Genomic DNA, 23,065 nt, shown 5'->3' with positions numbered 1-23,065 from the left:
CACTCCGCTCACTGCGTCGGGATCGCTCCCGGTTCATGGGGCCTCCAGGACGGTGACGAGGTTCTGCTGCAGGCAGGGGCCGCCGGTGGCGTGCGCGACGGCGCGGCGGGCCGAGCCGTCCAGGACGCGCCGGGCGGCTTCGCCGATGCGGATGAGGCCGGTGGCCATGACGGGGTTGGCGGCCGGCGGCCCGCCGGAGGGGTTGATCGTGGTCTCCTCGCCGAGGCCGAGGGCACGGCGCAGGATGATCTCCTCGTGCGGGAACTGGGCGTGCAGCTCGGCGACCTCGACAGGGCCCTTGCCGACCCCCGCGGCTCGTGCGGCATCGGCCGCGGAGGCCGACAAAGCGAGGTTTCGCATGCCCAGGTAGTGAGGTTCCATGCGATGTGCGATGCCGGTGATGTACGCGGGGTTCGCGGTGAGGCGTCGCGCCAGGTCGCCGGCGGCGAGCACGATCGCGGCGGCGCCGTCCGTGATGGGCGGGACGTCCGTCTTCTTCAGTGGCCGTACGGCGTAGTCCTCAGCGCCGTCGGGGTCGGGCAGGTCCAGCGCGTACGGGTTGCCGCGGCCGTCCGCGCGGCTGCGGCGGACGATCTCGTCGAGTTCCTTGCGTTCCGCGCCCACCGCGGCGGCCTGGAGCGCGGCGTAGGCGAGCTGGTCGAGGCCGAGCGGCGCCAGGTAGTACGGGTCGAGCTGGAGCGTCATGATCGTGCGCAGGTCACCGAGCGACGACTTGCCGAAGCCGTACACCAGGGCGGAGTCGATGTCGCCGTGCTGGAGGCGCACCCACGCCTCGTACAGGGCCCAGGCGGCGTCCATCTCGACGTGGCTCTCGGAGATCGGCGGCCAGGCGCCCAGCGCGTCGAGCGCCGAGACGAACGAGAACGGCGCCCCGGCCAGGTAGTCACAGCTGCCGGAGCAGGTGAAGCCGAAGCGCCGCAGGCCCGTGCGCTCCTTGACCTCGTCGATGACCGGCCGGATGAGCTCGGGCTCGGTCAGGCCGGTGTCGTGGGACGTGTGCCGGGTCTGCGCGAACGCGACGATCGCGACGTCTCTCATGACGGCTCCATGGGTGCGAACCAGCGGACGCTCGCCATGGACGCCGTCCGTTCCTCCGGTGGGACCCAGACGGCCCTGACGCGCATGCCCTGGCGCACCTCGTGCGCGGGCACGCCGCCGACCAGGGCGATCATCGGGATGTCGGCGCCGTCGAGCAGGATGTACGCCGACACGAACGGCACCTGCGGGGCCCGGGGGTCGGGCAGGTTGTTGATGGCGTAGGTGGTGATCGTGCCGGTGTCGGGCAGCTCGACCGGCTCGCCGATGACCTCGCCGCACTCGGGGCAGGACATCCGGTACGGCACGTACACCTGGTCGCAGGAAGGGCAGCGTCCCCCGAGGAAGACGCCGCGCGCGACGCCTTCCAGGAAGACGCGGAGCGCGCCGCCGGCCTGGAGCCGGTATTCGGTGCGCACGGGCGCGACGATCTTCGTCACCTCAGGCACGAAATAGGAAATGTCCGTGATGTGCCCGGTGGGGCGGTCCTTCCAGACCGGCCACACCCGCGTGCCCGCGGCGATCGCCTTGGGGTTGTCGGCGTCCACGGCGTGCAGCAGCGCCGTGTCGGCGCCGTCCAGCTCGATGAGCGCCCAGGCGAAGGGCCGGTCGAGGGGGTGGGCGTCGAGCGGCTCGTCCACCCAGGCCCACGTGGTGACCGCGCCGGCCGGGCCGACCTCGACGTACTCGCCGGTGACCGCCTCGCCGGTCGCGGGGTCGTACTCCAGGGGCGGCACCAGCACGCGGCCCTCGGCCGTACGCACCCCGACGATGCGGCGGGCGCGCAGCTCGCTGAGGAACCGCCCGATCACCGGCCCGGTCGTACGGGTGTAGCCGCCGGGGAACTCCAGGACGTGCCGGGCGACCAGCGGATCAGATGGCACGGTCGTGTCCCTCCCAGTACGGGTCGCGGAGCTTGCGTTTGAGCAGCTTGCCGTTGGGCTCGCGGGGCATCTCGGCGATGAAGTCGATGCTCTTCGGCCACTTCATCCTCGACAGCCGGCCCTCCAGGGAGGCCAGCAGCTCGGCGGCCAGCTCGGAGCCGGGCTCGGCACCGGGCGCGGGCTCGACGACGGCCTTGATCTGCTCGCCCCACTCCTCGTCCGGGATGCCGAACACGGCCACGTCGGCCACCTTGGGGTGGACCATGAGCTCGTTCTCGATCTCGGCCGGGTAGATGTTCGCGCCGCCCGAGATGATCACGTCGGCCTTGCGGTCGCACAGGTGGAGAAAGCCGTCCTCGTCGAGGTAGCCGATGTCGCCGACGGTGAAGAAGTCCTTGAGGCGGTTGGCGGCGGTCTTGCCGGGGTCGCCCTTGTACTCGAACGTGGCGCCCGTCATCTTCATGTAGATCGTGCCGGGGGTGCCGGTCGGGACGGGCTCGCCCGAGTCGTCCACGACGAGCAGCTCGCTGATGGGCCACGCCTTGCCGACCGTGCCCGGGTGCGCCTTCCAGTCCTCGGGGGTGGCGATGGTGCCGCCGCCCTCGGTGGCCGCGTAGTACTCGTACACGCAGTCGCCCCACCAGTCGAGCATCGCCCGCTTGACGGGGACGGGGCAGGGCGCGGCGGCGTGGATCATCCAGCGCAGCGACGACAGGTCGTACGCCGCGCGCGTCCGCTCCGGCAGGGCGAGCAGCCGCTTGAAGTGGGTCGGGACCATGTGGGAGTTGGTGATCCGGTGACGTTCGCAGATCCGGAGCATCTCCTCGGCGTCCCACCGGTCCATGTAGACGAGGGTGTGGCCCATGTGCAGGGCCGTGCCGCCGAACTGGGTGACCGCCGTGTGGTAGCCGGGCGACGTGACCAGGTGGGCGTTGGGACGGCCCGGCGTGATGCCGAACATCTGCAGCAGGAACGTCATGAGCTCGGCGTTGTCGTCCGGGTCCAGCCCGTTGAGCGCTCTTCTGACGCCTTTGGGTCTACCGGTGGTGCCGGAGGTGTAGTGCATGGTGGCGCCGGCCGTACGGCCTTCAGGGGTGGCGTCCGGCTGCCCGTCGGTCAGCTCGTCCGCCATCCGGAAGCCGTCCCGCTTGTCGTCTCCGAGAAGGAAGCGGCGGTGCGGCTCGACGGCCTCCGCGCCCCGCGCGCCCTCCCGATGGAACCGCGGGTGGACGAAGAACGCCTTGGCCTCGCTGTCGGCGACGATGTAGGCGATCTCGGGGCCGGTCAGGTGCCAGTTGACGGGCGTGTAGTACCAGCCGGCCTGCAACGCCGCCAGGTAGAGGACGAGGCCGTCGGCACCGTTCGGGACCAGGCCGCAGACGCCGTCGCCTGGCTCCAGCCCGAGTGCCCGCAGACCGTGCGCGAGCCGGTTCGACCTGGCCAGGAGCTCCCCCGCCCGATGCTCCGTACCGTCCGGATCCACAGCCGCGACCCAGTCGGGGTCCGCTTCCGCCAACCTCCAGAAACCCAGCGTGCCCATCTGCTCTCCTAAGCTCAGAGCGGGCAAAACAGGAACCTGTTCTTATTTGCTGGTCGGAGCGTATCCTTGGGCCAAGTCTGTAGCAAGCGCTTGATTTTCCCCCGCTCGGAGGCGTCCGTGGAGCTTCTTCCGATCAGCACCCCCCACTGCCGGGTCGAACGCGACGGACACGTTCTCGTCGTCACCATGAACCGGCCGGAGGCCCGCAACGCGCTGTCGGCGGACATGCTGGTCGGCATGGCGTCGGCGTGGGCGTACGCGTCGGCGGAGCCCGGCGTCCGGGTCGCGATCCTGACCGGGGCGGAGGGCACGTTCTGCTCGGGCGCCGACCTCAAGGCCATGGGGCAGCCGTCGTCCGACCCCGAGGTGCGGGCGCGGGCCGCCCAGATCGTCGACTACCACTGGAAGGGGCTGCTGCGCGAGGACCTGCCGACCAAGCCGGTCATCTGCGCGGTCGAGGGGTACGCGGTCGCCGGCGGCACCGAGCTGCTCGTGGGCACGGACCTGCGGATCGTGGCGGAGTCGGCCACGCTGGGGCTGTTCGAGGCCAAGCGGGCGCTGTTCCCCATGGGCGGCAGCGCCGTACGGCTGCCGCGCCAGATCCCGTACTGCCACGCCATGGACCTGCTCCTCACCGGGCGGGCGGTCTCCGCGGCCGAGGCACTGTCGATGGGCCTGGTCAACCGGGTGGTCCCGGACGGCCAGGCGCTGGCCGCGGCCCGCGAGCTGGCCGCGGACGTCGCCGCGGCCGGCCCGCTCGCCGTCCAGGCGATCCTGCGCACGTACCGGGACACGCAGGGCATGCCGGAGCGGGAGGCGCTGAAGGTCTCCGACGAGCTCGGCTGGCCCGTGATCGGCTCAGAAGACGCCAAGGAAGGCACCCTCGCCTTCCGCGAAAAGCGCCCCGCCGTCTACCGGGGACACTGAAATCAGTCGGAGGTGAGGCGTCCGAGGCGTTCGAGGGCCTCGCCGCACTCCTCGACGAGGCCGAACATCACGTCCTTGGTGGAGCGGACCTGGTTCGTGATGCCGATGATCTGGCCGGCGGGGAAGGTGGCCAGTTCGGCGGCGTCGGAGCGGCCGATGCGCCGCAGCGCGTCCGAGACGAGCATGAACTGCAGGGGCATCGGCAGCGTGCCCGGCGACTCCTCCGACTCCCAGGCCTCGGTCCACTCGTTCTTGAGCAGCCGCGCCGGCTTGCCGGTCCAGCTGCGCGAGCGCACGGTGTCGCGCGAGGTGGCCTCCAGGATGCGGCGCTTGGCCATCTCCGGGGTGTCCGCCTCCTCGACGGTGAGCCACAGCGAGCCGGTCCACACCCCCTCGGCGCCGAGTGCCATGCCGGCGGCCATCTGGCGGCCGTTGCCGATGCCGCCGGCGGCCAGCACCGGCACGTCCACGGCGTCCACGACCTGCGGGATGAGCACCATCGTGGAGATCTCACCGGTGTGGCCGCCGGCCTCGGTGCCCTGGGCGACGATGACGTCCACGCCGACCTCGACCTGCTTGAGCGCGTGGCGCGGGGTCGAGGCGAGGGCGGCGACCTTGACGCCGTGGTCGTGGGCGAGCTTCACGATGTCGGCGGGCGGCGGGCCGAGCGCGTTGGCGAGCAGCGCGATGGGGTGGCGCAGCGCGACCTCCACCTGGGGGCGGGCGGTGGCGTCGGTCCAGCCGAGCAGGACCCGGCCGGGGTCGGCGTCCGCCGACAGCGCGGGCACGCCGTGCCTGGCCAGGAGTTTCTCGACGAACGCCCGGTGGCCGTCGGGGATCATCCCCTGGAGGCGGCCGACCAGCTCGTCGGCGGCGAAGTCGGCGCCCTCGTACGACGCCGGCATGACCACGTCGACGCCGTACGGCTTGCCGTCGACGTGGTCGTCGATCCATGTAAGCTCGGTCTCGAGCTCCTCAGGAGTGAAGTAGAGCGCCCCGAGCACCCCCATGCCGCCCGCCTTGCTGACGGCGGCGACCACGTCCCTGCAATGGCTGAACGCGAAGATCGGGAGCTCGATGCCGAACATGTCCGTGACGCGTGTCCGCATGGCCCGACGATACGTCCGGCGGACGACCAACTGCAACGCGTTCTACACGGGAATCTCTGGCCGGTGTCGGACTGTGACTCCGGACGATAACCCGTTCCATCGACGGTGGGTGACGGTGCGGCTCGGGGTCAGCGGGATGGGCGGCGGGAGAGGACGGCGCCGGTGGCCAGGAGGATGACGCCGATGATCAGCAGGACCAGCGGGATGATGGTGCGCAGCAGGTCGATCTGGGTCTTGGCGTTCTCGGCGTTCTGGACGAGCTTCGCCACGGTGTCCTCGGTCATCTTCGCGTCCGCGACGAAGGCCGGCGAGCGCTCGACGCCGTCCTCGGTCTTCATCACCTCGTGGCGCCGCACCTCCTGCCGGACCGGCGAGCCCGTGACCGGCTCCACCCAGAACGTGGTCGTGCCGTCGTACCAGTGCTCGACCCGCACGTCGCCCTTGCCGTCCATGCCGATGGCGCTCTTCGGCGGCGTGCTCGTCCTGGTCCTGGTCGGCGGGACGGTCTGCTCGAAGACGTAGACGGGCAGGCCGTCGACGGTGTCCTCGCGCACGAACCGCGCGTCGTACGCCTTCTGCGCCACCGGGTTGAACACCTTGTACGTCGTCTTCTGCACGTCGAAGGGGAACTTGTAGATCTGCCCCTCCATCTCCACCGGCTCGTTCTCCACGCTGTTGCCGCAGCAGTCGACGGCCAGGCCGGTGTAGCGGTCGAACGCGCTGCGCCGCTCGGTGAAGTCGACCTGCGACCGCTCGTTGGTGACGTCGTTGACCACCATGGCCTCGTCCCAGACGACCCGGTCGCCGTCGGCCTCCTTCACGTCGCCGCGCGTGGTCACGACGATGTCGAGGTCGGCGGTGAGCACCTTCAGGTCCTGCACCGAGAAGTAGCGAGCGTCCTCGGCCTCCAGCCGCGAGATGAGAAAGTGGTTGGCCGGAGCGTAGGTGAGCTGGTCCGCGGCCCAGAACTTCAGCAGCGGCGCCAGCGTGACGAAGAAAGCCCCGAACCCGATGAGGACGAGCGTGGAGATGCGACCCATCGAGGCCTCCGGATTCATCATCGTCTAGGGGTGATCAACGGCAACAAAGTATGACAGAGAGTGACACGGTCATCTGCGGGCAAAGCACCCCGGCACAACCGATAGAAACAAGTTCTATCGTGGTTGACCGAGCTCAGGAAATCGGGAGGGCAGGAGGTTCGATGAGGGGCAGGGACGCCGCACTCGACGGCCTGCGCGCGGTCGCCGCGCTCGGCGTCTGGCTGCTGCACGTCGGCAGCAACACCGGCGTGATGTACCGCGACGGCATGCTCGCCTGGATGATGAGCCGCCTGGGCATCGCCGTACCCATCTTCTTCCTCCTGTCGGGCCTGCTGCTCTACCGCCCCTGGGCGCGCGCGGTGATCGAGGATACGACACGGCCGAGACCGCTGCGTTACCTGTGGCGGCGGGTGCTGCGGGTGATGCCGGTCTACTGGCTGGTGACCGGGCTGGTGCTGTGGGCGTGGAGCTCCTTCGACTGGACGGGCTGGCTCAAGTGGATGCTGCTCGTCCAGAACTACTTCCCGGCCGACCCGACCCCCGACGGCCTCTACCAGATGTGGACGCTGCCCATCGAGATGGCCTTCTACGTGCTGCTGCCGCCGCTGGCCTGGGTCCTGCACCGGTGGGCGCGCGGCGGCAACCGGCCGGTCCGGCTGCTCGCGGGCATCGCGGTGCTGCCGGTGGTCTCGGTGGCCACCGTCGTCGTGGCGCGCGTTCACGACCTGCCGCAGCTCGGGCTGATGCTGCCGTACCACCTGGTGTTCTTCGGCTGCGGCATGGCGCTGGCGGTGCTGTCGGTGTGGATCGGGCACAGCCGGGTGGTCGACTCGCTGGCGCCGCAGCTGCTGGTGCTGGCCGCCCTGCTGTACGCGTTGCTGAGCACCGGGCTGGCCGGGCCGCGGACGCTGGACCTGCCCTCGCTGACGGAGTCGCTGTGGCGGCTCAGCCTGGAGGCGGCCGTGGCGGTGCTGCTCGTGGCGCCGTTCGCGCTGGCTCCCCGGGCCGACGCGCTGCGCACCCGCGCGCTCGGTAACCCGGTGACGGCCTACTTCGGGCGCATCTCCTACGGCTTCTTCCTGTGGCACGCGCCGGTGATCGCATTGCAGCTCAAGCTCACCGGCGCGCAGCCGTTCGGCGGCGACTTCGCCAGTGTGGCGGTGGTGTCCTTCGTCGTCACGACACTGCTGAGCGTCGCCAGTCACCACCTGCTCGAGGCCCCCGCGCTGCGGCTCAGCCGGCACGGGTCAGCACCCGTTCGGCCTCGGCCGGCTCCGGATCCGGCGCCGGCCGCTCCCGTTCGGTGACGAGCTGGCCGATCAGCACGCCCACGGCGGCGACCGCGGCGAGCTGCGGCCCCTGGTCCATGAGCGGCCCGACGTCGATCCCGTGCTCGCGCAGCACCAGGCCCGCCGCCGACGCCATCGTGGCGAGGCAGAAGAAGCCGGCCGCCGCCCGGTGCGCGGGCAGTCCCCGGGCGCGCTGCAGCAGCGTCACGACGACGGCGGCGAGCATCGCGGCCATGCCCGGCCAGCTCGCCACCCACCAGCCGAACGCCAGCGCCAGCACCACGGCGTACGGAGCCCGCAGGCGCGACAGCCGCGCCGCCCTGGCCGCGGCGGTCTCCCGCACGTGCTCGGGACGCGGCCCGCGCAGCACGAGCGCGATGAACGCGAGCAGCGCGATCCCGGCCAGCCCCAGCGTGATCGCGAGCCCGTAGACGCGGTCGGGCAGGTACTCCAGCCGGACGGTCCCCGAGGTGCCGGCGGGCAGCTCCCAGCCCTGCTTCCAGCCGTCGATCCGCACGCGGTCGAGAGTCCGGCCGTCGATCCGGGCCTGCCAGCCGTCGTTGTAGTTCTCGTTGACGACGAGGAAGGCGTCCTGCGGCGCGTCGACCCGCACCTCGCGTACGGACGGCGTCCAGGCGCCCGGCGCCGCCGCCCCTTGCTCGCCGCCCGCCCGCGTGGGCAGCGCCCCGACGACGAGCGCGTCGATCGTGTACGCGTCCCAGCCCGCCAGCCGCACCCGGTTGTCGCCCGCCGCGAGCTCCGCCTCGGCGCAGCCGGTGATCTGGACCGGCCGCTGCTCCAGCAGGTCGGCGTGGGTGCCGGTGACCCTGGTGGGGATCGTGCGGCCGTTCACCTCGAGGTTGGGGCCGAACCCGCAGCGCAGCCGGAGCGGGACGCCCGAGGGCCGGCCCACCGGCTGCACGCCGGGCACCACCAGCTCGCTCACCTGCAGCCGCTTGGAGAACGGCATGAAGCGCAGCGTGAGCCGGGTGGTCGTGAGGGGCTCGAACGTCAGGTAGCCGCGCGCGTCCACCCGTCCGGCCCGCACCTCACGGCCGTCGCCGGTCACGATCACGTCGAGCGGCCCCTGGTCGGCGGCCGGTCGCTGGATCTGGACGCGGGAGACCGTCCGCTTGGCCTTCCAGACGAGGGTGAGCGTGGGCTCGGCGTCTTTGCCGTCGGGGACCCAGGTGGTGCTGCCGTCCGCGTCGAACGCCGACCGGGGCGAGACCACCGCGTCGTCGGTGAGCTGTGACGAGCCGGTCACCACGGTCAGATCCGCACGCAGGCGGGTGAACCGGTCGATCAGCTCCGGATCACGCAGCACGGCCGTTCCCCGCACGTTCACGCTCGCGGCGGACTCCGCGCGGAAGGTCCGGTCGAACCCGGTCTCCTCTCCCTTACCGGCCAGTCGCGCCTCGTTGCACACCCACCGCGCCGGGGTGCGCATGCAGGCGGGCTTGTCGTCGGCGCCGCTGTCCATGACGTACACGTCGCCGCCCTGGCCGGGCAGCCGGATCGTGCGCTCGGGCACGACGCCGGGGATCGACAGCTCGACCACGCCGACCCGCTGCCCGTAGCTCCACTGCGGCGACGCCGTCCCGGCGACCTTGATCCGCAGCCACGTCGTGGGCCCGTCCGGCACGCGCAGCCGCTGCGTGCCGGTGGTGCTCGTGACGTCCTGGACCAGGCTCCCCGCCTCGGTCTCCACGGCCACCCGGCCGGTGGACTGGCCGAGCCGCAGGCTGGAGGCGAACATGACGTTCACGTACGGGATCCGGGTGGGCTTCGGCAGGTCCACCCGCAGCCACTCGCCGTCGGGGCGCTGGGAGCCGTCGCTCTCCCAGGCGGTGGCGGTGTTACCGTCCAGCGCCGCCCAGGGGCCGCCGCCGACGCTGCTGACGCCGGGCATCGCGTACGGGTCCGCGACCGACGACGACGCGCTGACGCCGGCGATGCCGTGGTACTCGGCGACCGCGGTCCGGTCGAGCCAGCCCTCCTCCAGCAGGTCCGGCTCCCGGACGCCGGCGAAGTCGGCCTTCTTGTCGGCCGTGAGGGTGGGCGACCGGTTCGACCGCAATTCGCCGAACGAGCGTTCGCGCAGCCGCAGCGCCTCGCTGACCACGGAGAGGGCGTCGCGCGTGCCCGCGTCGCCGTTCACCAGGACGGGGCCGTCGTCCAGCAGGCCGAGGTCGCCCATCGCGAGCAGCGAGTCGGGCCCGCCGCGCACGGCGAGTGCGTCGGAGGCGGACTCCACGGAGACCACGTCGGAGGCGCCCTCCACCTCGTAGAGGTCGAGCGCGGGGAAAGCCGGGTCCAGCGTGTTCACGGCGTCGTCGCTCTGCCGGTCACCCACCGGCTCGCCGAACGAGCGCACCTTCGCGATGCCGGGCGACTCGCGCAGCGCCTCGTAGATCCGCGACGGCCAGGCGCCCTGGAGGTTCTGCCGGATGAGGTCGTTCCTGACGAGCAGGTAGCGCACGCCCATCCGGCGCAGCACGGCGGTGACGCCCGGCGAGCCGTGGCCGGAGGTGAGCCGCTGGTCGATGGCGTCCAGCAGCCGCGACAGGCCGACCGAGCCCGGTGGCGTGATCTGCCTGGTGGTCCAGCGGGCGGTGGTGAGGGCCTGCAGGGGCTCGTCCAGGGGCCGGCCCCAGACGTACTCGCCGAACTTGGCGCCGGGCACCACCAGCACGCCCGCGTCGCCGGCGTGCTCGTCCAGCCAGGCCGCCGCCTGCCGCCAGTGGGACGGCACCTCGCGGAAGTCGCCGGGCGGGGCCAGGCCCTGGTTGACGACCGGCACGAGCAGCGCGGCGAAGGCGGCGACGGCGACCGTACGGACCGGGAGGCGAGCTTTGACGAGCAGGTGGGCCAGGCCGAAAGCGAGCGCGAGCCGGACGAGCGGGTCGAACTTGCGCAGGTTGCGCAGCGGCGCGAGCGGGCCGTCCAGCAGCCAGCGCACCGGCTCGGCCACGACCGGCTCCAGGGCGCTGATGTGCCCGGCGGCCATCGCGGCCGCGCCCACCAGGAAGAGCGCCATCACGAAACCCTTGGCGGGCAGGTCGCGGCGGGCCAGCCCGGCCAGGCCCAGCGCGGCGATGACGCCGGTGACCACGACCATCGTGGCGGAGGTGGCGATGGCGAACCCGGGCGGCTGCTCCAGGACGCCGTCGAGCGGCAGGAAACGCACCCAGTCCGAGGCGCCGCGCAGCACGTTCGTGAGCGAGGTGACGGCCGTGGTGGTCCCGGCGGTCTCGGTGTACGGCAGGAACGAGAACGCGTACCGGCCGACCAGCAGCAGCGGCAGCGACCAGAACAGGGTGGCCACCGCGACGGCGGCCGACCACCAGCCGAGCATCCGCCAGCGCGGCACCGGCCGCGGCCGGGTCAGGATGTACAGGACGGGCGCGACCAGCACGGCCAGCACCGCCACCGCGTTGACGCCGCCGCACAGCGCCACCGCCAGCGCCGACCTGACGGCCCCGCGCGCCCGCTGCCCCGTCTCCGAGGCGGTCAGCAGCGGGATGAGGATCCACGGCAACATCGCGGCGGGCAGCCACTCGATCGAGATCTCGCCGAGGATCGACAACGTCCGCGGGGCCAGCGCGTACGCCAGCGCGGCCACGACCCTGGTGCCGGGCGTGCCGACGCCGAGCTGCCGGGCCAGCCGTTCCACGCCGAGGAATCCGACGCACATGAGCAGCGTCAGCCAGAGCCGCTGCGTCACCCACGGCGCGACGCCCGCCAGGTCGCCCAGCGCGAAGAACGGGCCCATCGGGAAGAGGTAGCCGGCGACCTGGTTCTGCAGCTGGCCGAAGTGCTGCAGGTCCCACAGGTGGGTGGCGCGCTCCAGCCAGCCGACCGGGTTGAGCGCCAGGTCCATCTTGGTGTCGGCGATGAGCTGACCCGGCTTGGTGGTGAACGCGAGCAGCCCGAAGCCGAAGCAGCACAGCAGCAGCCAGAGCCGCCGCCTGGCCTTCTCCCCCACGGGCCGGCCCGCGCCGGTGCGGCGACCGGCCACCAGCTTGTCGGTGGGCAGCAGGGACGGGACGGTCACGGTTCCTCCCAGCCCGGACCGGGGTCCTGACCGCGCATGAGCGCGAGGAGGCGTTCGGCGCTGCGGTCCCAGGAGAACCGGCCCGCCCACTCCCGACATTTCACGCTATAAGTGTGGTCCAGTTCGCCGAGTGCCCCGGCGATGCCCTTGGCCAGGTCCGTACCCTCGGCCAGCAGCCAGCCGGTCTTCCCGTGGCGTACGGCGTCGCGCAGCCCGTCCACGTCGTACGCCACCGTGGGAACACCCAGGGCGGCGGCCTCCAGCACGCTCAGCCCCCAGCCCTCACCCTGCGAGGTGCTCACGTGCAGCCACGCCCGCCCGACGACCGTGGCCTTGTCCTCCTCCGGCAGGTAGCCGTGCAGCACCACCCCCTCGGGGAGCCCCGCCCGCAGCGACGCCTCCTCAGGGCCCCGGCCGACGATGTCCACGACCAGGCCGGGGAAGCGTTCGCGCAGCTCCGGTACCGCGTCGAGCAGCAGGTGGACACGCTTGTGCGCGACCAGCCGCCCGAGGCAGACGATCCGCGGCTCGGGGCTCCTCGCGGGCTCGGCGGGCGTGGCGACGCTCACGCCGTTCGGGACGACGTGGATCGGCCCCCGCCAGCCGAGCCGCTCGCGCATGGCCCGCACCGTGGACGGCGACACCGCCACGCTCGGGCGCCGCCGGTAGCTCCACCGCGACACCGGCCCCTCCAGGAACCGCCCGAACGCCGCCAGCCACCCCGGCATGTGCAGCCCGAACTGCCGGTCGTGCACGTGGTGCACCACGCAGATCACCCGGGCACGCCGCGGCAGCACCCACGGGGTGAAGAACGGGATGCCGTTCTGGCAGTCGAGCACCGCGTCGAACCGCCTCCTGCGGGCCAGCAGCCAGCCCAGCACCAGCGGGTAGACGGTGAACACGCCCCCCATCCGCGCGAAGCGCACGCCCGCCACGACCTCGCGCCGCCGCTGGCCCGGCGCCCGCGCGGTGACGTACCAGACCTCGTGGCCGGCCCGCGCGAAGCGGCGGGCCAGCTGCCAGGCGAACGTCTCCGCGCCCCCGGCCTGCGGGTGCCACGGGTCACGCCAGTTGACGACCGCGATCCTCATGGGTATCCGACAGGGTCGAGCGGCGGCTCCCAGGCCGGATGCCCGGCGGGCCGCGGCCGGGCGCGCAGCCGCAGCCAGATCCGGCCCAGCTCCAGCATGATGCCGAGCGTGTGCCGGGCCGGCGAGAAACGCGAGCCCGGCATGTCGCGCCAGCGCACCGGGATCTCCCGCGCCTCGAAACCCCGCGCCCGGCAGCGCGCGAGCAGCTCGACGTCGAAGGCGAAGCCGGGGGTGCGCAGCAGCGCCGCGACCTCGCGGACCAGGGCGCCGTCGAAGAACTTGAAGCCGCACTGGGTGTCGCTCACCCCGGGCACGAGCGCCCCGGCCAGCGCGCGGAAGCCGTACGCGCCGAGCTCGCGGATCCGGCTGTGCCGGTTCTCCACGTGGGAGCGCCGGTGCGCCCGGGAGCCGATCACCACCCGCTCGCCGGACAGCAGCAGCCCGAGCGCCAGGTCGATGCCTTCCAGGTCGGTGGCCATGTCGGCGTCGCAGAAGCCGACGAAGGGCGCGCTCGTGGCGAGCAGCCCGGCGCGCACGGCCGCGCCCTTGCCCCGGGTCGCGCAGCGCACCAGGCGTACCGGCACGCTGCCGCGCGGCCAGGTCGTGACGACCTCGGCCGTGTGATCGGTGCTGTTGTTGTCGACGACGATGACGGCGGTGGGGAACGGCATGCGGGCGAGCTTCGCGCACAGCTGCAGGAGCCCCCCGGGAAGCCGGCGTTCCTCGTTGTGGGCGGGAACGACGATCTCAAGCAGTGGTGGCCGGCTCGCCCTCTCGTCCCCTGACGGAGAGGGTGGCATGGCGGCGTTCGGTTACCGGTCGCCGTAGTTGTAGAGCGGCTGGTTGACCGGGGTCGCGGTGGCGCCGCTGAGGGAGACGGTGGTGACCGTCACCACGAGTGCCGCCACGGCTGCGCCGGCGATCGCTGCTAAGAGGATCTTGACCAAGGGGGTTTCCTCCTGGAGCGGGCTCTGGTCCGAGGCGTTCCTAACCTAGAACCAATTCGTGCTACTCGAAAGTAACTGCACGGAATCCTAATAAGTCCGCTGATCAGCGTACCTATTGGGGTGGAATGGAGCGGACGGGACCGTCGAATCGGTAGAGGCGCAGGTCACGCGCGTCGACTACGAGCGTCGCGGTGCGTAGCCATCCGGCGAACCGTTGCCGCTCCGCCGGCGTTCCCGCGTTGACGATCACGTAGCGGAACCCGGCGCCGGGGAGGTCGGGTGACGGGCTTTGAAGGACGTGTTCCACCGCTTGGGCGCGGGGGTCCTCGCTTCTGACGAGCAGTTCGCCGACGCGTACGGCGTCGTTGGTGACCACCCGGCGGCCGGGGGCGGCGAAGAAGCGCTGCGCGGGGTCGAGCACCGCCCGCCCGCCGTTCCACGGAAACCGCCGGTACGACTCGAACGGCAGCACCAGCACGTCCCCGGGCGCCGGATCCCGGCCGATCACCTCCCGCGCGGCCGTCCACCCCTCGGGGTAGGCGATCGCTGCTAGCCGCCCCAACGCTCCCCACGCCATCGTCGGCAACACCGCGAGAGGCACCAGGACCAACACCACAACCCACCCCCTACCGCGGATCACGGGCCGAGATCCTCTGGAGGGAGAACCGCGAACGCCGTCCGAGGACGAAAGCTCCGAGCGGCCCGAGCGGCCCGTGACGCGGGCGGCCAGCAGGCCCAGCCCAACGGCGGACGCCAGGGCCAGGGGGGCCACGAATTGCTGGGCGTCGCGGAACACCGCGAAACCGGGCCACAGCTCCACGGCCCAGCGGAACGCCGCTCGTCCTGGCTCGCTCACCCCGACGCACGCCACGCCCAGCCCGACCGCGGCCGCCGCGGCCAGCCCCTTCCTGTACGCCACCGCGCCGCGCAGGAAGAACGCGAGCCCGGTCAGCGTGATCAGCATCCGCGCCACCGCGCCGGGCACGGTCTCGTAGCCGGGCGGGACCGCGTACATGTTCCAGATGCCGCCCAGCGAAAGCAGACTGCCCACCGCCCCGAACGGTGTGTCGGCCCGGGCCGCGAACGCCTCCACCCCGACAGGATCGCCCCGCAACCCCTCCGGCCGCAGCGCCGTCGGCACCAGCCACGGCAGGCTGAACACGGCCAGCACCACCACCACCCGCGCCGGCCCTGCCCAGCGCGCCCCGTTCCCGGACCCGTTCCCGGACCCGTTCCCGGACGTCCAGCGAGCCACGGCGAGCGGGAGCGCCGTGAGGGCGGTCACCGTCATCGCGGCGAATCCGCCCACCGCCGCAGGAAGGATGGCGAGCGCCGTCCGCCGGCCCGACCAGACGGCACGCACCACCCACGGCAGCCCCGCGTACCCGAGCAACAGCGCCCACTGACCGATCAGCAACCGCTCGGCGACGTACGGGTTCCACACGTAGAACACCCCGGCCACCAGCCGCGGCCCCACCGAAGAGGACGGGACCAGCAGCGCCGCCCCCGAACACCCCAGCACGAAGATCGCCAGCAGGATCAGCTTCTGCACCAGCTCGGCGGGCAGCACCTGCGCCAGCGCGGTCACCACGGCGTCGCTGGGCACGACCCGCGCCGCTCCGCCCGCCAGCCCGAACGTGAAGCGCGAGAAGGCGGGGTCGGGCACGAACACCATGTCCTGGATGAGCGTGAACCCCCACCCCAGCGCGGGCCCCAGCGCCAGGCAGCCGAGCACCAGCCCCAGGAGGGCGGCGGAGAGCCCGGCGCGGGCCGTGTGGGACATCCCGATATGACATCACAACCGGGGAACGCCCATTCCGCCCGTCACGTCCGGGTCGTTACTCTTCGCCGGGAGGCGAGGCGATGGCGGTGGCGGTGGCGGAGCGGGTCCGCCGGCATCCGGGCTCCGGCGACACCGTGCTGACCGTGGCCCTGGTGATGGTCGCGGCCCAGCTCGTGTGGAAGTTCGAGCTGGTCAGGCGGACGTACTTCCGCCAGGACGACTTCATGTTCATCGCCAGGGGCCTGGAGAACGGGCTCACCTGGGACTACCTCATGCGGATCGACTTCGGCCACCTGATGCCGGGGGCGTTCGCGATCCACTGGGCGATGGGCCGGCTCGGCGTGCACAACGACCTGCTCGCGCACGCGCTCACGATGGGCCTGCAGGCGGCGGCCGGGCTGGCGCTGCTGCGGCTGCTGTGGGTGCTGTTCGGGCCGCGCCCGGCCATTCTCGTGCCCCTCGGGTTCGCGCTGGTCACACCGATGACGATCCCGGGGTTGTCGTGGTGGGCGGTGGTGGCGGAGACGCTGCCGTTCCAGATCGCGCTGCCGATGGCGCTCGCCTCTCATGTGTTGTACGCGCGCACCGGGCGCCTGCGGCACGCGCTGGCCGCGGCCGGCTGGGCGGCGTTCGGGATGGTGTTCTTCGTCAAGGCGCCGTTCATCCTCGTGCTGGCGTTCGTGCTGACGGCCGGCTGGCTCGGCGGGGTGGCGCGGCTGCGCCGGGCATGGCTGCTCCACCTGGGCGTGCTGGTCCCGTACGCGATCGTCTTCTTCCACCGGCTGTTCACGTCGGTGCAGCTGACGAACGAGACGTTCGAGCCGCGGCTGCCCAGCCCCGAGGTGGCCGCGAAGTCCGTGTGGACGCTGCTGTCCGGCTCGCTGGTGCCCACGGCGCTGGGCGGGCCCTGGCGGTGGCAGCCGATCGGCGACGACTACGCGCTGGCCGCCACCCCCGCCCCGCTGATGTGGGCGGCCCTCGCGGTCGCGGCGGTCGCGGTGACGGTGTCGGTGCTCTGGCGGCGGCGGGCCTGGCTGGCGTGGGTGACGCTGCTGGGCTACTTCCTGCTGGCGGACGTGGTCCCGATCATGCTGGGGCGGGTCGAGGTGCTCGGTCCCGATCTGAGCGGGTTCGAGCTGCGGTACATCTCGTCCACCGCCGTCGTGATGGCGCTCGTCATCGGGCTGGCGTTCATCCCGGTGCTGGGCGAGGAGCGGCCGTGGCGGCGTCCTGCGCTGCGGTGGCGCTGGGCCTGGGTGCCGCTGGCGGCCGCGGTCACGGCGGGCTCGCTCTGGTCGGTCGCCGCGTACGCCGACCGGCCGCTCGGCAGGAACGTCAAGAGTTACGTGCAGACCGCCGAGCAGGCACTCGCCCAGGTGCCCGCGGGCTCCACGGTGCTGGACACGTACGTGGCGGACAAGGTGGCGTTCCCGCCGTTCTTCTACGACTACGCCCTGCACTCCAGGGTCGTCGGCCCGGCCGCGCCGCACCGGGTCGTGTGGACCAGGCGGCTGGCGGGGCCGGTGGCTGACCCGCTGGTGTTCGACGCGAGCGGCCGGCTGCGTCCGGTGCGGATCGACGGCGTCACGATCCCCGCCCCCGCCGGCGGCGGCTGCACGCCCGTCGGGCCGGACGCGGTGCGCTTCCGCCTGCCCGCCCCGGTCCGTGACGCCGAGCGCACCGTACAGATCTCCTATCTGAACGGCGCCCCCACCACCCTGTCGGTCCGGCTCGGCACGGCGGGGGCGGAAGCGCGGGCCGGCCGGAACCTGGGTGTGACATTCACCACGGTCACCGGCGGCGGCGGCGAGCTCGTCCTCCGCACGCTCGACGGCACGACCTGCGTGGGCGAGATCAGGCTCGGCGTCCCGGTCGCCGACGACGAGAAACCGGCCGTCCCTCCGCGCCCCGTAGGGGGATAGCGGCCGGGCAGGGCGGCCGCCCGGAGCGCCGGCGCGAGGCGGCCGACCGGGATGCCGCCACCCTGGCTGTCGCCCGCGGCGCGGATCCCCGGGCCGACAGCCCCGGGTTAACCCTCGACCATGCCCCGAATATTTCGCTTTTTGGGCGAAACCCGACATATCCTCAGACCACTCATGGTCCCGCCACTGCGGGACGGCCCAAGCACCGGCGGGGTGGCCGGGGGAAGGCACGAATGAAGGACGCGGAACCGAGAACGGCCGGCGATCTGCCGCTGGACGTCTTCGATCCCGCTCCGGTGGGCGTAGCGGTGTTCAGCGGCCCCGATCACCGGCTCATCTACATGAACTACGCCTACCAGGAAATCGTCGGCGAACGCCGGCTCGGAGCACCGGCCCGCGAGATCTTCGGCGACATCAGCCAGGAGGGCTACTTCTCGCTCCTCGAACAGGTGCGTGAGACCGGCAAGGCGATCAGCCTGCAGGAGCTGCCGTTCGAGTACGGCGATCACCCTTCGGCCGGACGGGAACGCTACGCCTCCGCCAGCCTGTCGAAGATCACGCTCGAGGACGGCGAGGACGGCGTGCTCCTCATGGCCGTGGAGGTCACCTCCGAGGTCGAAGCCGCCCAGGTGATCGGCTCCGTCGCCGACGAACGCCGCAGGTTCCTGCAGCGCTACCAGAGCCTGCTCCAGATCGTGACGCAGGCGACCTGGGTGACCGGCCCCAACGGCCAGGTGAACGAGCCGAGCGTCGGCTGGCAGCGCTACACCGGGCAGTCGTGGGAGGAGTACCGCGGCCACGGCTGGCTGAACGCCGTGCACCTGGACGACCGCAAGCCCACCATCGACAGGTGGCTCGACACCGTGCGCCGGCTGGCCCGCTGGGAGCACGTCCTCCGGCTCAGGACCCCCTACGGCGCCTACCGGCACGTCCGCGCCCGGGCCGTGCCCATCGTCGAGAACGGCGAACTGGTCGAGTGGGTAGGCGCCATCACCGACATCGAGCAGGAGTGGGCGGAGGAACGACACAGAGAGCTGCTCGACCAGGCCGCGGCGGCCACCGCGGACCTCGCCGACCTCAACGACGTGCTGACCGCGCTCTCCCAGGTGATCGTGCCGGCCGTGTCCGACGGGTGCGGCATCTACCTGCTGCCCGAGATGGAGGACGAGTCGATCCCCTCGCCCTTCTTCGCCGAGCGGGTCGCGAACACGGTGCGGGACGGGCTGCTGACGCGCCCGCCGCTGCGCACAGAACGGTTCGAGCCCGACAGCGACTTCGCCGAGGTGATCAGGACCCGCCAGCCGATCCGCACCACGTTCCCCCCGGGAGCGCCGCCGCCCGGCGCCCCGCCGACGGGCACGGAGGAGTGGTTCGCCGCCGTCGAGGCCAACAGCACGGCGTTGGTGCCGGTCGTCGTGGACGGCGCGGTGGCGGCGGTGGTGGTGGCCACGATCTGCGGCGACCGCGAGCCGCTCAGCGCCGCCGACGTCGACCTGCTGGGCCGCATGCTGGACCACGCGCACGCCCACCTCAGCAACGCCATGCGGTTCCAGCGCACCCAGCGCGTCGCGCTCGCGTTGCAGAACTACCTGCTCCCCGATCCCCCGCAGGTGCCGGGCCTCGAGATCGCCGCCCGCTACCGGGCGAGCGCCACCGCGGCGGAGATCGGCGGCGACTGGTACGACTCGTTCGTGTCGCCGGACGGCTCGACGATCCTGACCATCGGCGACGTGGCCGGGCACGACCTGGGCGCCGCCGTCACCATGAGCCAGCTGCGCAACATGCTCAGGGGCCTGGCGATGGACCGCCGCGAACCTCCTGGCGACATCCTGCGCCGTCTGAACATCGCCACCGAGCTGCTCGACGACGAGGACACCGCGACCTGCATCCTGGCCCGCGTGGAAGGCCAGGACGAGGGCGCGCGATGGGTGCGCTACTCGGTGGCCGGCCATCCGCCGCCCCTGCTGGTCACGCACGAGGGCGAGGCGCGCTACCTCGAAGGCGCCATCAACCCCATGCTGGGCGTGGCCTACGACATGCCGCGCACCACCGCCGTCGCGTCGCTGCCGCCTGGCAGCACACTGCTGCTCTACACCGACGGCCTGGTGGAGCTGCCGGGCGAACACCTCGACGCGGGCCTCGAACGACTGCGTTGCGCCGCCGCCTCGATGGCCGGCGAGCCTCTGGACGCCTTCTGCGACCTGCTGCTCACCCGGCTGCCCATGGCGCGCAAGGACGACATCGCCATGATCGCCGTACGGCTGCCTGGAGCCTGAACGAGGAACCGGCCATCCCCCCGCAACCCCTGAGGGGGGATGGCCGGAAGCCGTCACTTGCCCGGCTCGGGGTCCCTCGGCAGGCCGAGCATGCGCTCGCCGATGATGTTGAGCTGGACCTCGGTCGTGCCGCCGTAGATGGTCATGGCCCGGGTGGCGAGGACCGATCGGTTCCAGAAGCCGGCGTCGCCGAGCTTCATGTCCGCGGCGACGACGGCCTGGGCGCCGAGCAGCTCCACCGCGGTCTCCGCCACGTGCTGGGCGTGCGAGGTGGACAACAGCTTCCGTACGGAGGCGTCCGCCCCCGGCTCCGCGCCGGCCAGCTGCTTGAGCGTGACCCGCAGCCCCAGCGCGGCGATCGAGTGGCTCTCGCAGACCACCTCGGCCACCTTCTGCGCCTCGACCGGCGACAGCTCCCGGCCGAGCCGCCCGACCAGGCCGAGCAGGTCGGACACGCCGGCGGCCCCGGCGGACCCGGAGCCCATCGAGACGCGCTCGTTGGACAGCGTGTTGCGGGCGACCTTCCAGCCCTCGCCGACCTCGCCCACGACCAGGTCGTCCGGGACGAAGACGTCGTCGAGGAAGACCTCGTTGAAAAGGTTCTCGCCGGTCATCTCGGTCAGCGGCCGGACCGTGACGCCCGGGTCCTTCATGTTGACCAGGAAATACGTGATGCCCTGGTGCTTGGTGCCCTCGTTGGAGGTGCGGGCGATGCAGATGCCCCACTCGGCGAAGTGCGCGACCGACGTCCAGATCTTCTGGCCGTTGAGCCGCCAGCCGCCCTCGACCTTCTCCGCCTTCATCTGCAGCGAGGCCAGGTCGGAGCCGGCGCCGGGCTCGGAGAACAGCTGGCACCACATCATCTCGCCGCTGAGCGTCTTCGGCAGGAAGCGCTGCTGCTGCTCCTCGGTGCCGTACACGGCGATGGACGGCACCACCCACGCGCCGATGATCAGGGCGGGTAGCTTGACCTTGGCGGCCTTGAGCTCCTGCGCGATCAGCACCTGCTCCAGCGGCTTGGCGCCGCGGCCCCACGGCTTGGGCAGGTGCGGCATGACGAACCCGCGCTCGGCCAGGGCGCGCTTCTGCTCCTTGCCCTCCAACCGGGCGATCTCCGCGATCTCGGAGCGGATCGACTCGCGCAGCTCCTCGGCGTCCTCCGGCAGCTCGATCTGCATGTCGCGGGAGACGCCCTGGAGCGAGAGGGAGGTCACCGTGCCCGCCCACTCGGCCGAGGAGCCGAGCAGGGCGCGCAGGGTGAGCGCGCGGCGGTAGTACAGGTGGACGTCGTGCTCGAAGGTGTAGCCGATGCCGCCGAACGTCTGGATGGCGTCCTTGGCACACAGCACGGCCGCGTCGGGGGCCATCACTCCAGCGACGGCGGCGGCGAACTCCAGCTCCTTGGCCGCGCTGACGGTCGCGCTCCCACGGGCCTCCGTCGGCTCCTCCGTCGCTCTCTCCGGCCCGGCTCCCCGCTCCGCGGCGCGGGTGGCGTCCCACACGGTGGCGCGGGCCTGCTCCAGCGCGACCAGCATGCGCGACAGCTTGTGCTTGATGCCCTGGAACTGGCCGATCGGCCGGCCGAACTGGACGCGCACCTTCGCGTACTCGGCGGAGGACGTGACGCACCACGACGCCAGGCCGGCGGCCTCGGCGCCGAGGATGATCGCGGCCAGGTTGAGCACGTCGGGGCCCTCGACGCCGTCGAGCACCCGCTCGGCGGGCACGGTCACGTCCGACAGCTCCACCTTCGCGACCGGCCTGGTCAGGTCGAGCGACTTGATCGCGGTGACGGTCGCCACGGAGGCGTCGAGCGCGATCCACTCCTCGCCCTCCGAGGTCGAGACCGGCAGCACCAGCACGTCGGCCAGCGAGCCGCCGAGCACGGGCTCGACGGTGCCCGACACGACCAGGGAGCCGTCGTCAGCACGCGTGCCGGTGAGCGCGCCGGTCAGCGCCACGGCGCCGGTGAGCGTGCCGTCGGCCAGTGGCTCCAGCAGCTCGTGACGCTTCGACGCGTGGATGACCGCGCTCGCCAGCACCGTCGGCACGTAGGGGCCGGGCGCCATCCGCTCGGCCAGCGCCTCGACGGCCACGGCGGTCTCCAGCAGCCCGTAGCCGGATCCGCCGGCCTCCTCGGGCAGGTGCAGGCCGAGCAGTCCCTGCTCGGCGAGCCCCGACCAGAACGGCGGACGCCCGTCCGATCCGGCGCGCAGCAGCTCCGAGGGGATGTTGCGCTCGGCCCAGCCGCTCACCGACTCGCGGAGCGCCTCGTGCTCCTCGCTCAACCCGATAGCCATTCCTCATCCTCCAGCCAGGTCCGGATGCATGCCCAGAACCATATTCTAGAGGATGCTTCTGGCCTAGAGGTTTCTAGAGGGGGCGTACGCGCTCCACGAGGGTGTTCAGGTCGCGCCAGCGGGCCTTGTTCGTCTCGGGGATCGACGCCATGAGCATGGCCGGCTTCGTCTTGCCCACCTCGATGACCGTCACCATCGCCTGGGCGTCCTGCTCCTTGCCGTCGTGGGTGTAGGTGACCTTGTAGCCGAGCGTCCACCCCTTGCCGACCGGGATCTTCTGCGACGCCGTCCAGGAGAGCGTGGCGCCCTTCGGGTACTGCGTGCGCATCGTCCAGCGGACGGCCTGAGTGGCGATCTCACGGTAGTCGGCGTCCGAGGAGGGCTTCTCCTCGGGCGACTCGCCGGGGAGCATCGCGGAGGCGACCACCGTGTGCGGGACGGCCACCTCGCCGATCCGCTGCGCGACCGAGAACGGCGAGAACGACTTGGCCTGCCACGGCTTGGCCAGCCTCGGGTACGTGATGCCGGTGTTCTTGTCGGTGATGGTGTTGACGACGGCGGACGCCTTGCCGGGGAAGGTGGCGAACTTCTTGCTCTCCGGCACCGGCGGCAACACGATCGGGCTCTCCGTCGGCGTCGGACTGGCCGACGGGGTCGGAGTCGCCGTGACGGAGGGCACCGGCGCCACCCGGACGACCTGCTCGGCATCCTGGTTCGGCACGTCACCGGAGAACACGGTGAACACCAGCACCACGGCGAGCACCGTCGCCACAATGGCGCCGGCCAGGTAGACCACCTTGATCGGGATGTCCCCGACCCCCCGCCGAGGCGGCCTCACCGGCAC

At 72.0% G+C, this 23,065-nt stretch carries 15 protein-coding genes and 1 pseudogene; 4 read left to right on the top strand and 12 right to left on the bottom strand.

The genetic code is table 11. The features are described 5' to 3' along the window. Positions 1-33: 33 nt before the first annotated feature. The 3 genes from E1286_RS25615 to E1286_RS25605 are packed head-to-tail and all read right to left on the bottom strand — an operon-like array spanning position 34 to position 3,480. A complete protein-coding gene (locus E1286_RS25615; protein WP_132616225.1) occupies positions 34-1,059 on the bottom strand; it encodes a thiolase domain-containing protein in 1,026 nt (341 codons plus the stop codon). Further along, positions 1,056-1,940: a Zn-ribbon domain-containing OB-fold protein gene (locus tag E1286_RS25610; protein WP_246075130.1), complete on the bottom strand. Its 885-nt coding sequence runs from the start codon at positions 1,938-1,940 to the stop codon at positions 1,056-1,058. Before E1286_RS25610 ends, E1286_RS25615 begins: the two co-directional genes overlap by 4 nt. Then, positions 1,930-3,480, bottom strand: coding sequence for an acyl-CoA synthetase (locus tag E1286_RS25605; protein ID WP_132616223.1), 1,551 nt, complete (start codon positions 3,478-3,480; stop codon positions 1,930-1,932). The genes E1286_RS25610 and E1286_RS25605 overlap by 11 nt, the downstream gene beginning before the upstream one ends. 117 nt (positions 3,481-3,597) lie before the next feature. Between E1286_RS25605 and E1286_RS25600 the strand changes: the two genes are divergently transcribed. Then, positions 3,598-4,407, top strand: a complete 810-nt coding sequence (locus E1286_RS25600; RefSeq protein ID WP_132616221.1) for a crotonase/enoyl-CoA hydratase family protein — start codon at positions 3,598-3,600, stop codon at positions 4,405-4,407. A gap of 2 nt (positions 4,408-4,409) precedes the next feature. Here E1286_RS25600 and E1286_RS25595 read toward each other — a convergent pair whose 3' ends face one another. Together E1286_RS25595 and pgfA are read right to left on the bottom strand one after the other, a co-directional pair. Continuing rightward, positions 4,410-5,516, bottom strand: coding sequence for an NAD(P)H-dependent flavin oxidoreductase (locus E1286_RS25595; RefSeq protein WP_132616219.1), 1,107 nt, complete (start codon positions 5,514-5,516; stop codon positions 4,410-4,412). Between the two features lie 128 nt (positions 5,517-5,644). After that, a complete protein-coding gene (gene pgfA, locus E1286_RS25590) occupies positions 5,645-6,556 on the bottom strand; it encodes a cell envelope lipid trafficking protein PgfA (protein WP_132616217.1) in 912 nt (303 codons plus the stop codon). Positions 6,557-6,717: 161 nt separating this feature from the next. On the opposite strand from pgfA, the gene E1286_RS25585 reads away from it, so the two are divergent. Continuing rightward, positions 6,718-7,863, top strand: coding sequence for an acyltransferase family protein (locus E1286_RS25585; RefSeq protein WP_165969913.1), 1,146 nt, complete (start codon positions 6,718-6,720; stop codon positions 7,861-7,863). On the opposite strand, the gene E1286_RS25580 is transcribed toward E1286_RS25585, so the two are convergent. From E1286_RS25580 to E1286_RS25565, 5 genes are all read right to left on the bottom strand, one after another. After that, complete coding sequence (locus E1286_RS25580) at positions 7,790-11,902, bottom strand: alpha-(1->3)-arabinofuranosyltransferase domain-containing protein (protein ID WP_165969912.1); 4,113 nt, start codon at positions 11,900-11,902, stop codon at positions 7,790-7,792. The genes E1286_RS25585 and E1286_RS25580 overlap by 74 nt on opposite strands. Beyond that, a complete protein-coding gene (locus E1286_RS25575; RefSeq protein WP_132616211.1) occupies positions 11,899-12,993 on the bottom strand; it encodes a glycosyltransferase family 4 protein in 1,095 nt (364 codons plus the stop codon). The genes E1286_RS25580 and E1286_RS25575 overlap by 4 nt, the downstream gene beginning before the upstream one ends. Beyond that, entirely contained in the window at positions 12,990-13,793 is an 804-nt protein-coding gene (locus E1286_RS25570) for a glycosyltransferase (protein WP_132616209.1), read from the bottom strand. Before E1286_RS25570 ends, E1286_RS25575 begins: the two co-directional genes overlap by 4 nt. Before the next feature lie 12 nt (positions 13,794-13,805). Next, entirely contained in the window at positions 13,806-13,940 is a 135-nt protein-coding gene (locus tag E1286_RS51360; protein ID WP_268958758.1) for a hypothetical protein, read from the bottom strand. A gap of 112 nt (positions 13,941-14,052) precedes the next feature. Next, the gene (locus tag E1286_RS25565; protein WP_132616207.1) at positions 14,053-15,723 is read right to left on the bottom strand and encodes an MmpA family trehalose lipid delivery protein; all 1,671 of its coding nucleotides are present in this window, start codon (positions 15,721-15,723) and stop codon (positions 14,053-14,055) included. Between the two features lie 80 nt (positions 15,724-15,803). Between E1286_RS25565 and E1286_RS25560 the strand changes: the two genes are divergently transcribed. Together E1286_RS25560 and E1286_RS25555 are read left to right on the top strand one after the other, a co-directional pair. Beyond that, positions 15,804-17,645 carry a hypothetical protein gene (locus tag E1286_RS25560; protein WP_132616205.1) on the top strand — a complete coding sequence of 614 codons (1,842 nt, stop codon included), beginning with the start codon at positions 15,804-15,806 and terminating at the stop codon, positions 17,643-17,645. Positions 17,646-17,878: 233 nt separating this feature from the next. Beyond that, on the top strand, positions 17,879-19,921 hold the full coding sequence (locus tag E1286_RS25555; protein ID WP_132616203.1) for a SpoIIE family protein phosphatase: 2,043 nt from the start codon (positions 17,879-17,881) through the stop codon (positions 19,919-19,921). Between the two features lie 53 nt (positions 19,922-19,974). Here E1286_RS25555 and E1286_RS25550 read toward each other — a convergent pair whose 3' ends face one another. Then, positions 19,975-22,221: an acyl-CoA dehydrogenase family protein gene (locus tag E1286_RS25550; RefSeq protein ID WP_132616201.1), complete on the bottom strand. Its 2,247-nt coding sequence runs from the start codon at positions 22,219-22,221 to the stop codon at positions 19,975-19,977. Positions 22,222-22,294: 73 nt separating this feature from the next. After that, positions 22,295-23,065, bottom strand: a pseudogene (locus E1286_RS48100) (hypothetical protein); the annotation flags it as partial.

The sequence above is a fragment of the Nonomuraea terrae genome, assembly GCF_004348995.1.
Lineage (GTDB): Bacteria > Actinomycetota > Actinomycetes > Streptosporangiales > Streptosporangiaceae > Nonomuraea > Nonomuraea terrae.
The sequence above is the reverse complement of the archived record's forward strand: the minus strand, read 5'-3'. Positions and strand labels throughout refer to the sequence as shown.

What these genes read in the sequence shown, in the direction of transcription:
- E1286_RS25615 (WP_132616225.1), bottom strand. Translation starts at nt 1,059, where the DNA reads ATGAGAGACGTCGCGATCGTCGCGTTCGCGCAGACCCGGCACACGTCC.
- E1286_RS25605 (WP_132616223.1), bottom strand. Translation starts at nt 3,480, where the DNA reads ATGGGCACGCTGGGTTTCTGGAGGTTGGCGGAAGCGGACCCCGACTGG.
- E1286_RS25595 (WP_132616219.1), bottom strand. Translation starts at nt 5,516, where the DNA reads ATGCGGACACGCGTCACGGACATGTTCGGCATCGAGCTCCCGATCTTC.
- pgfA (WP_132616217.1), bottom strand. Translation starts at nt 6,556, where the DNA reads ATGGGTCGCATCTCCACGCTCGTCCTCATCGGGTTCGGGGCTTTCTTC.
- E1286_RS25585 (WP_165969913.1), top strand. Translation starts at nt 6,718, where the DNA reads ATGAGGGGCAGGGACGCCGCACTCGACGGCCTGCGCGCGGTCGCCGCG.
- E1286_RS25575 (WP_132616211.1), bottom strand. Translation starts at nt 12,993, where the DNA reads ATGAGGATCGCGGTCGTCAACTGGCGTGACCCGTGGCACCCGCAGGCC.
- E1286_RS25570 (WP_132616209.1), bottom strand. Translation starts at nt 13,793, where the DNA reads ATGCCACCCTCTCCGTCAGGGGACGAGAGGGCGAGCCGGCCACCACTG.
- E1286_RS25565 (WP_132616207.1), bottom strand. Translation starts at nt 15,723, where the DNA reads ATGTCCCACACGGCCCGCGCCGGGCTCTCCGCCGCCCTCCTGGGGCTG.
- E1286_RS25560 (WP_132616205.1), top strand. Translation starts at nt 15,804, where the DNA reads ATGGCGGTGGCGGTGGCGGAGCGGGTCCGCCGGCATCCGGGCTCCGGC.
- E1286_RS25555 (WP_132616203.1), top strand. Translation starts at nt 17,879, where the DNA reads ATGAAGGACGCGGAACCGAGAACGGCCGGCGATCTGCCGCTGGACGTC.
- E1286_RS25550 (WP_132616201.1), bottom strand. Translation starts at nt 22,221, where the DNA reads ATGGCTATCGGGTTGAGCGAGGAGCACGAGGCGCTCCGCGAGTCGGTG.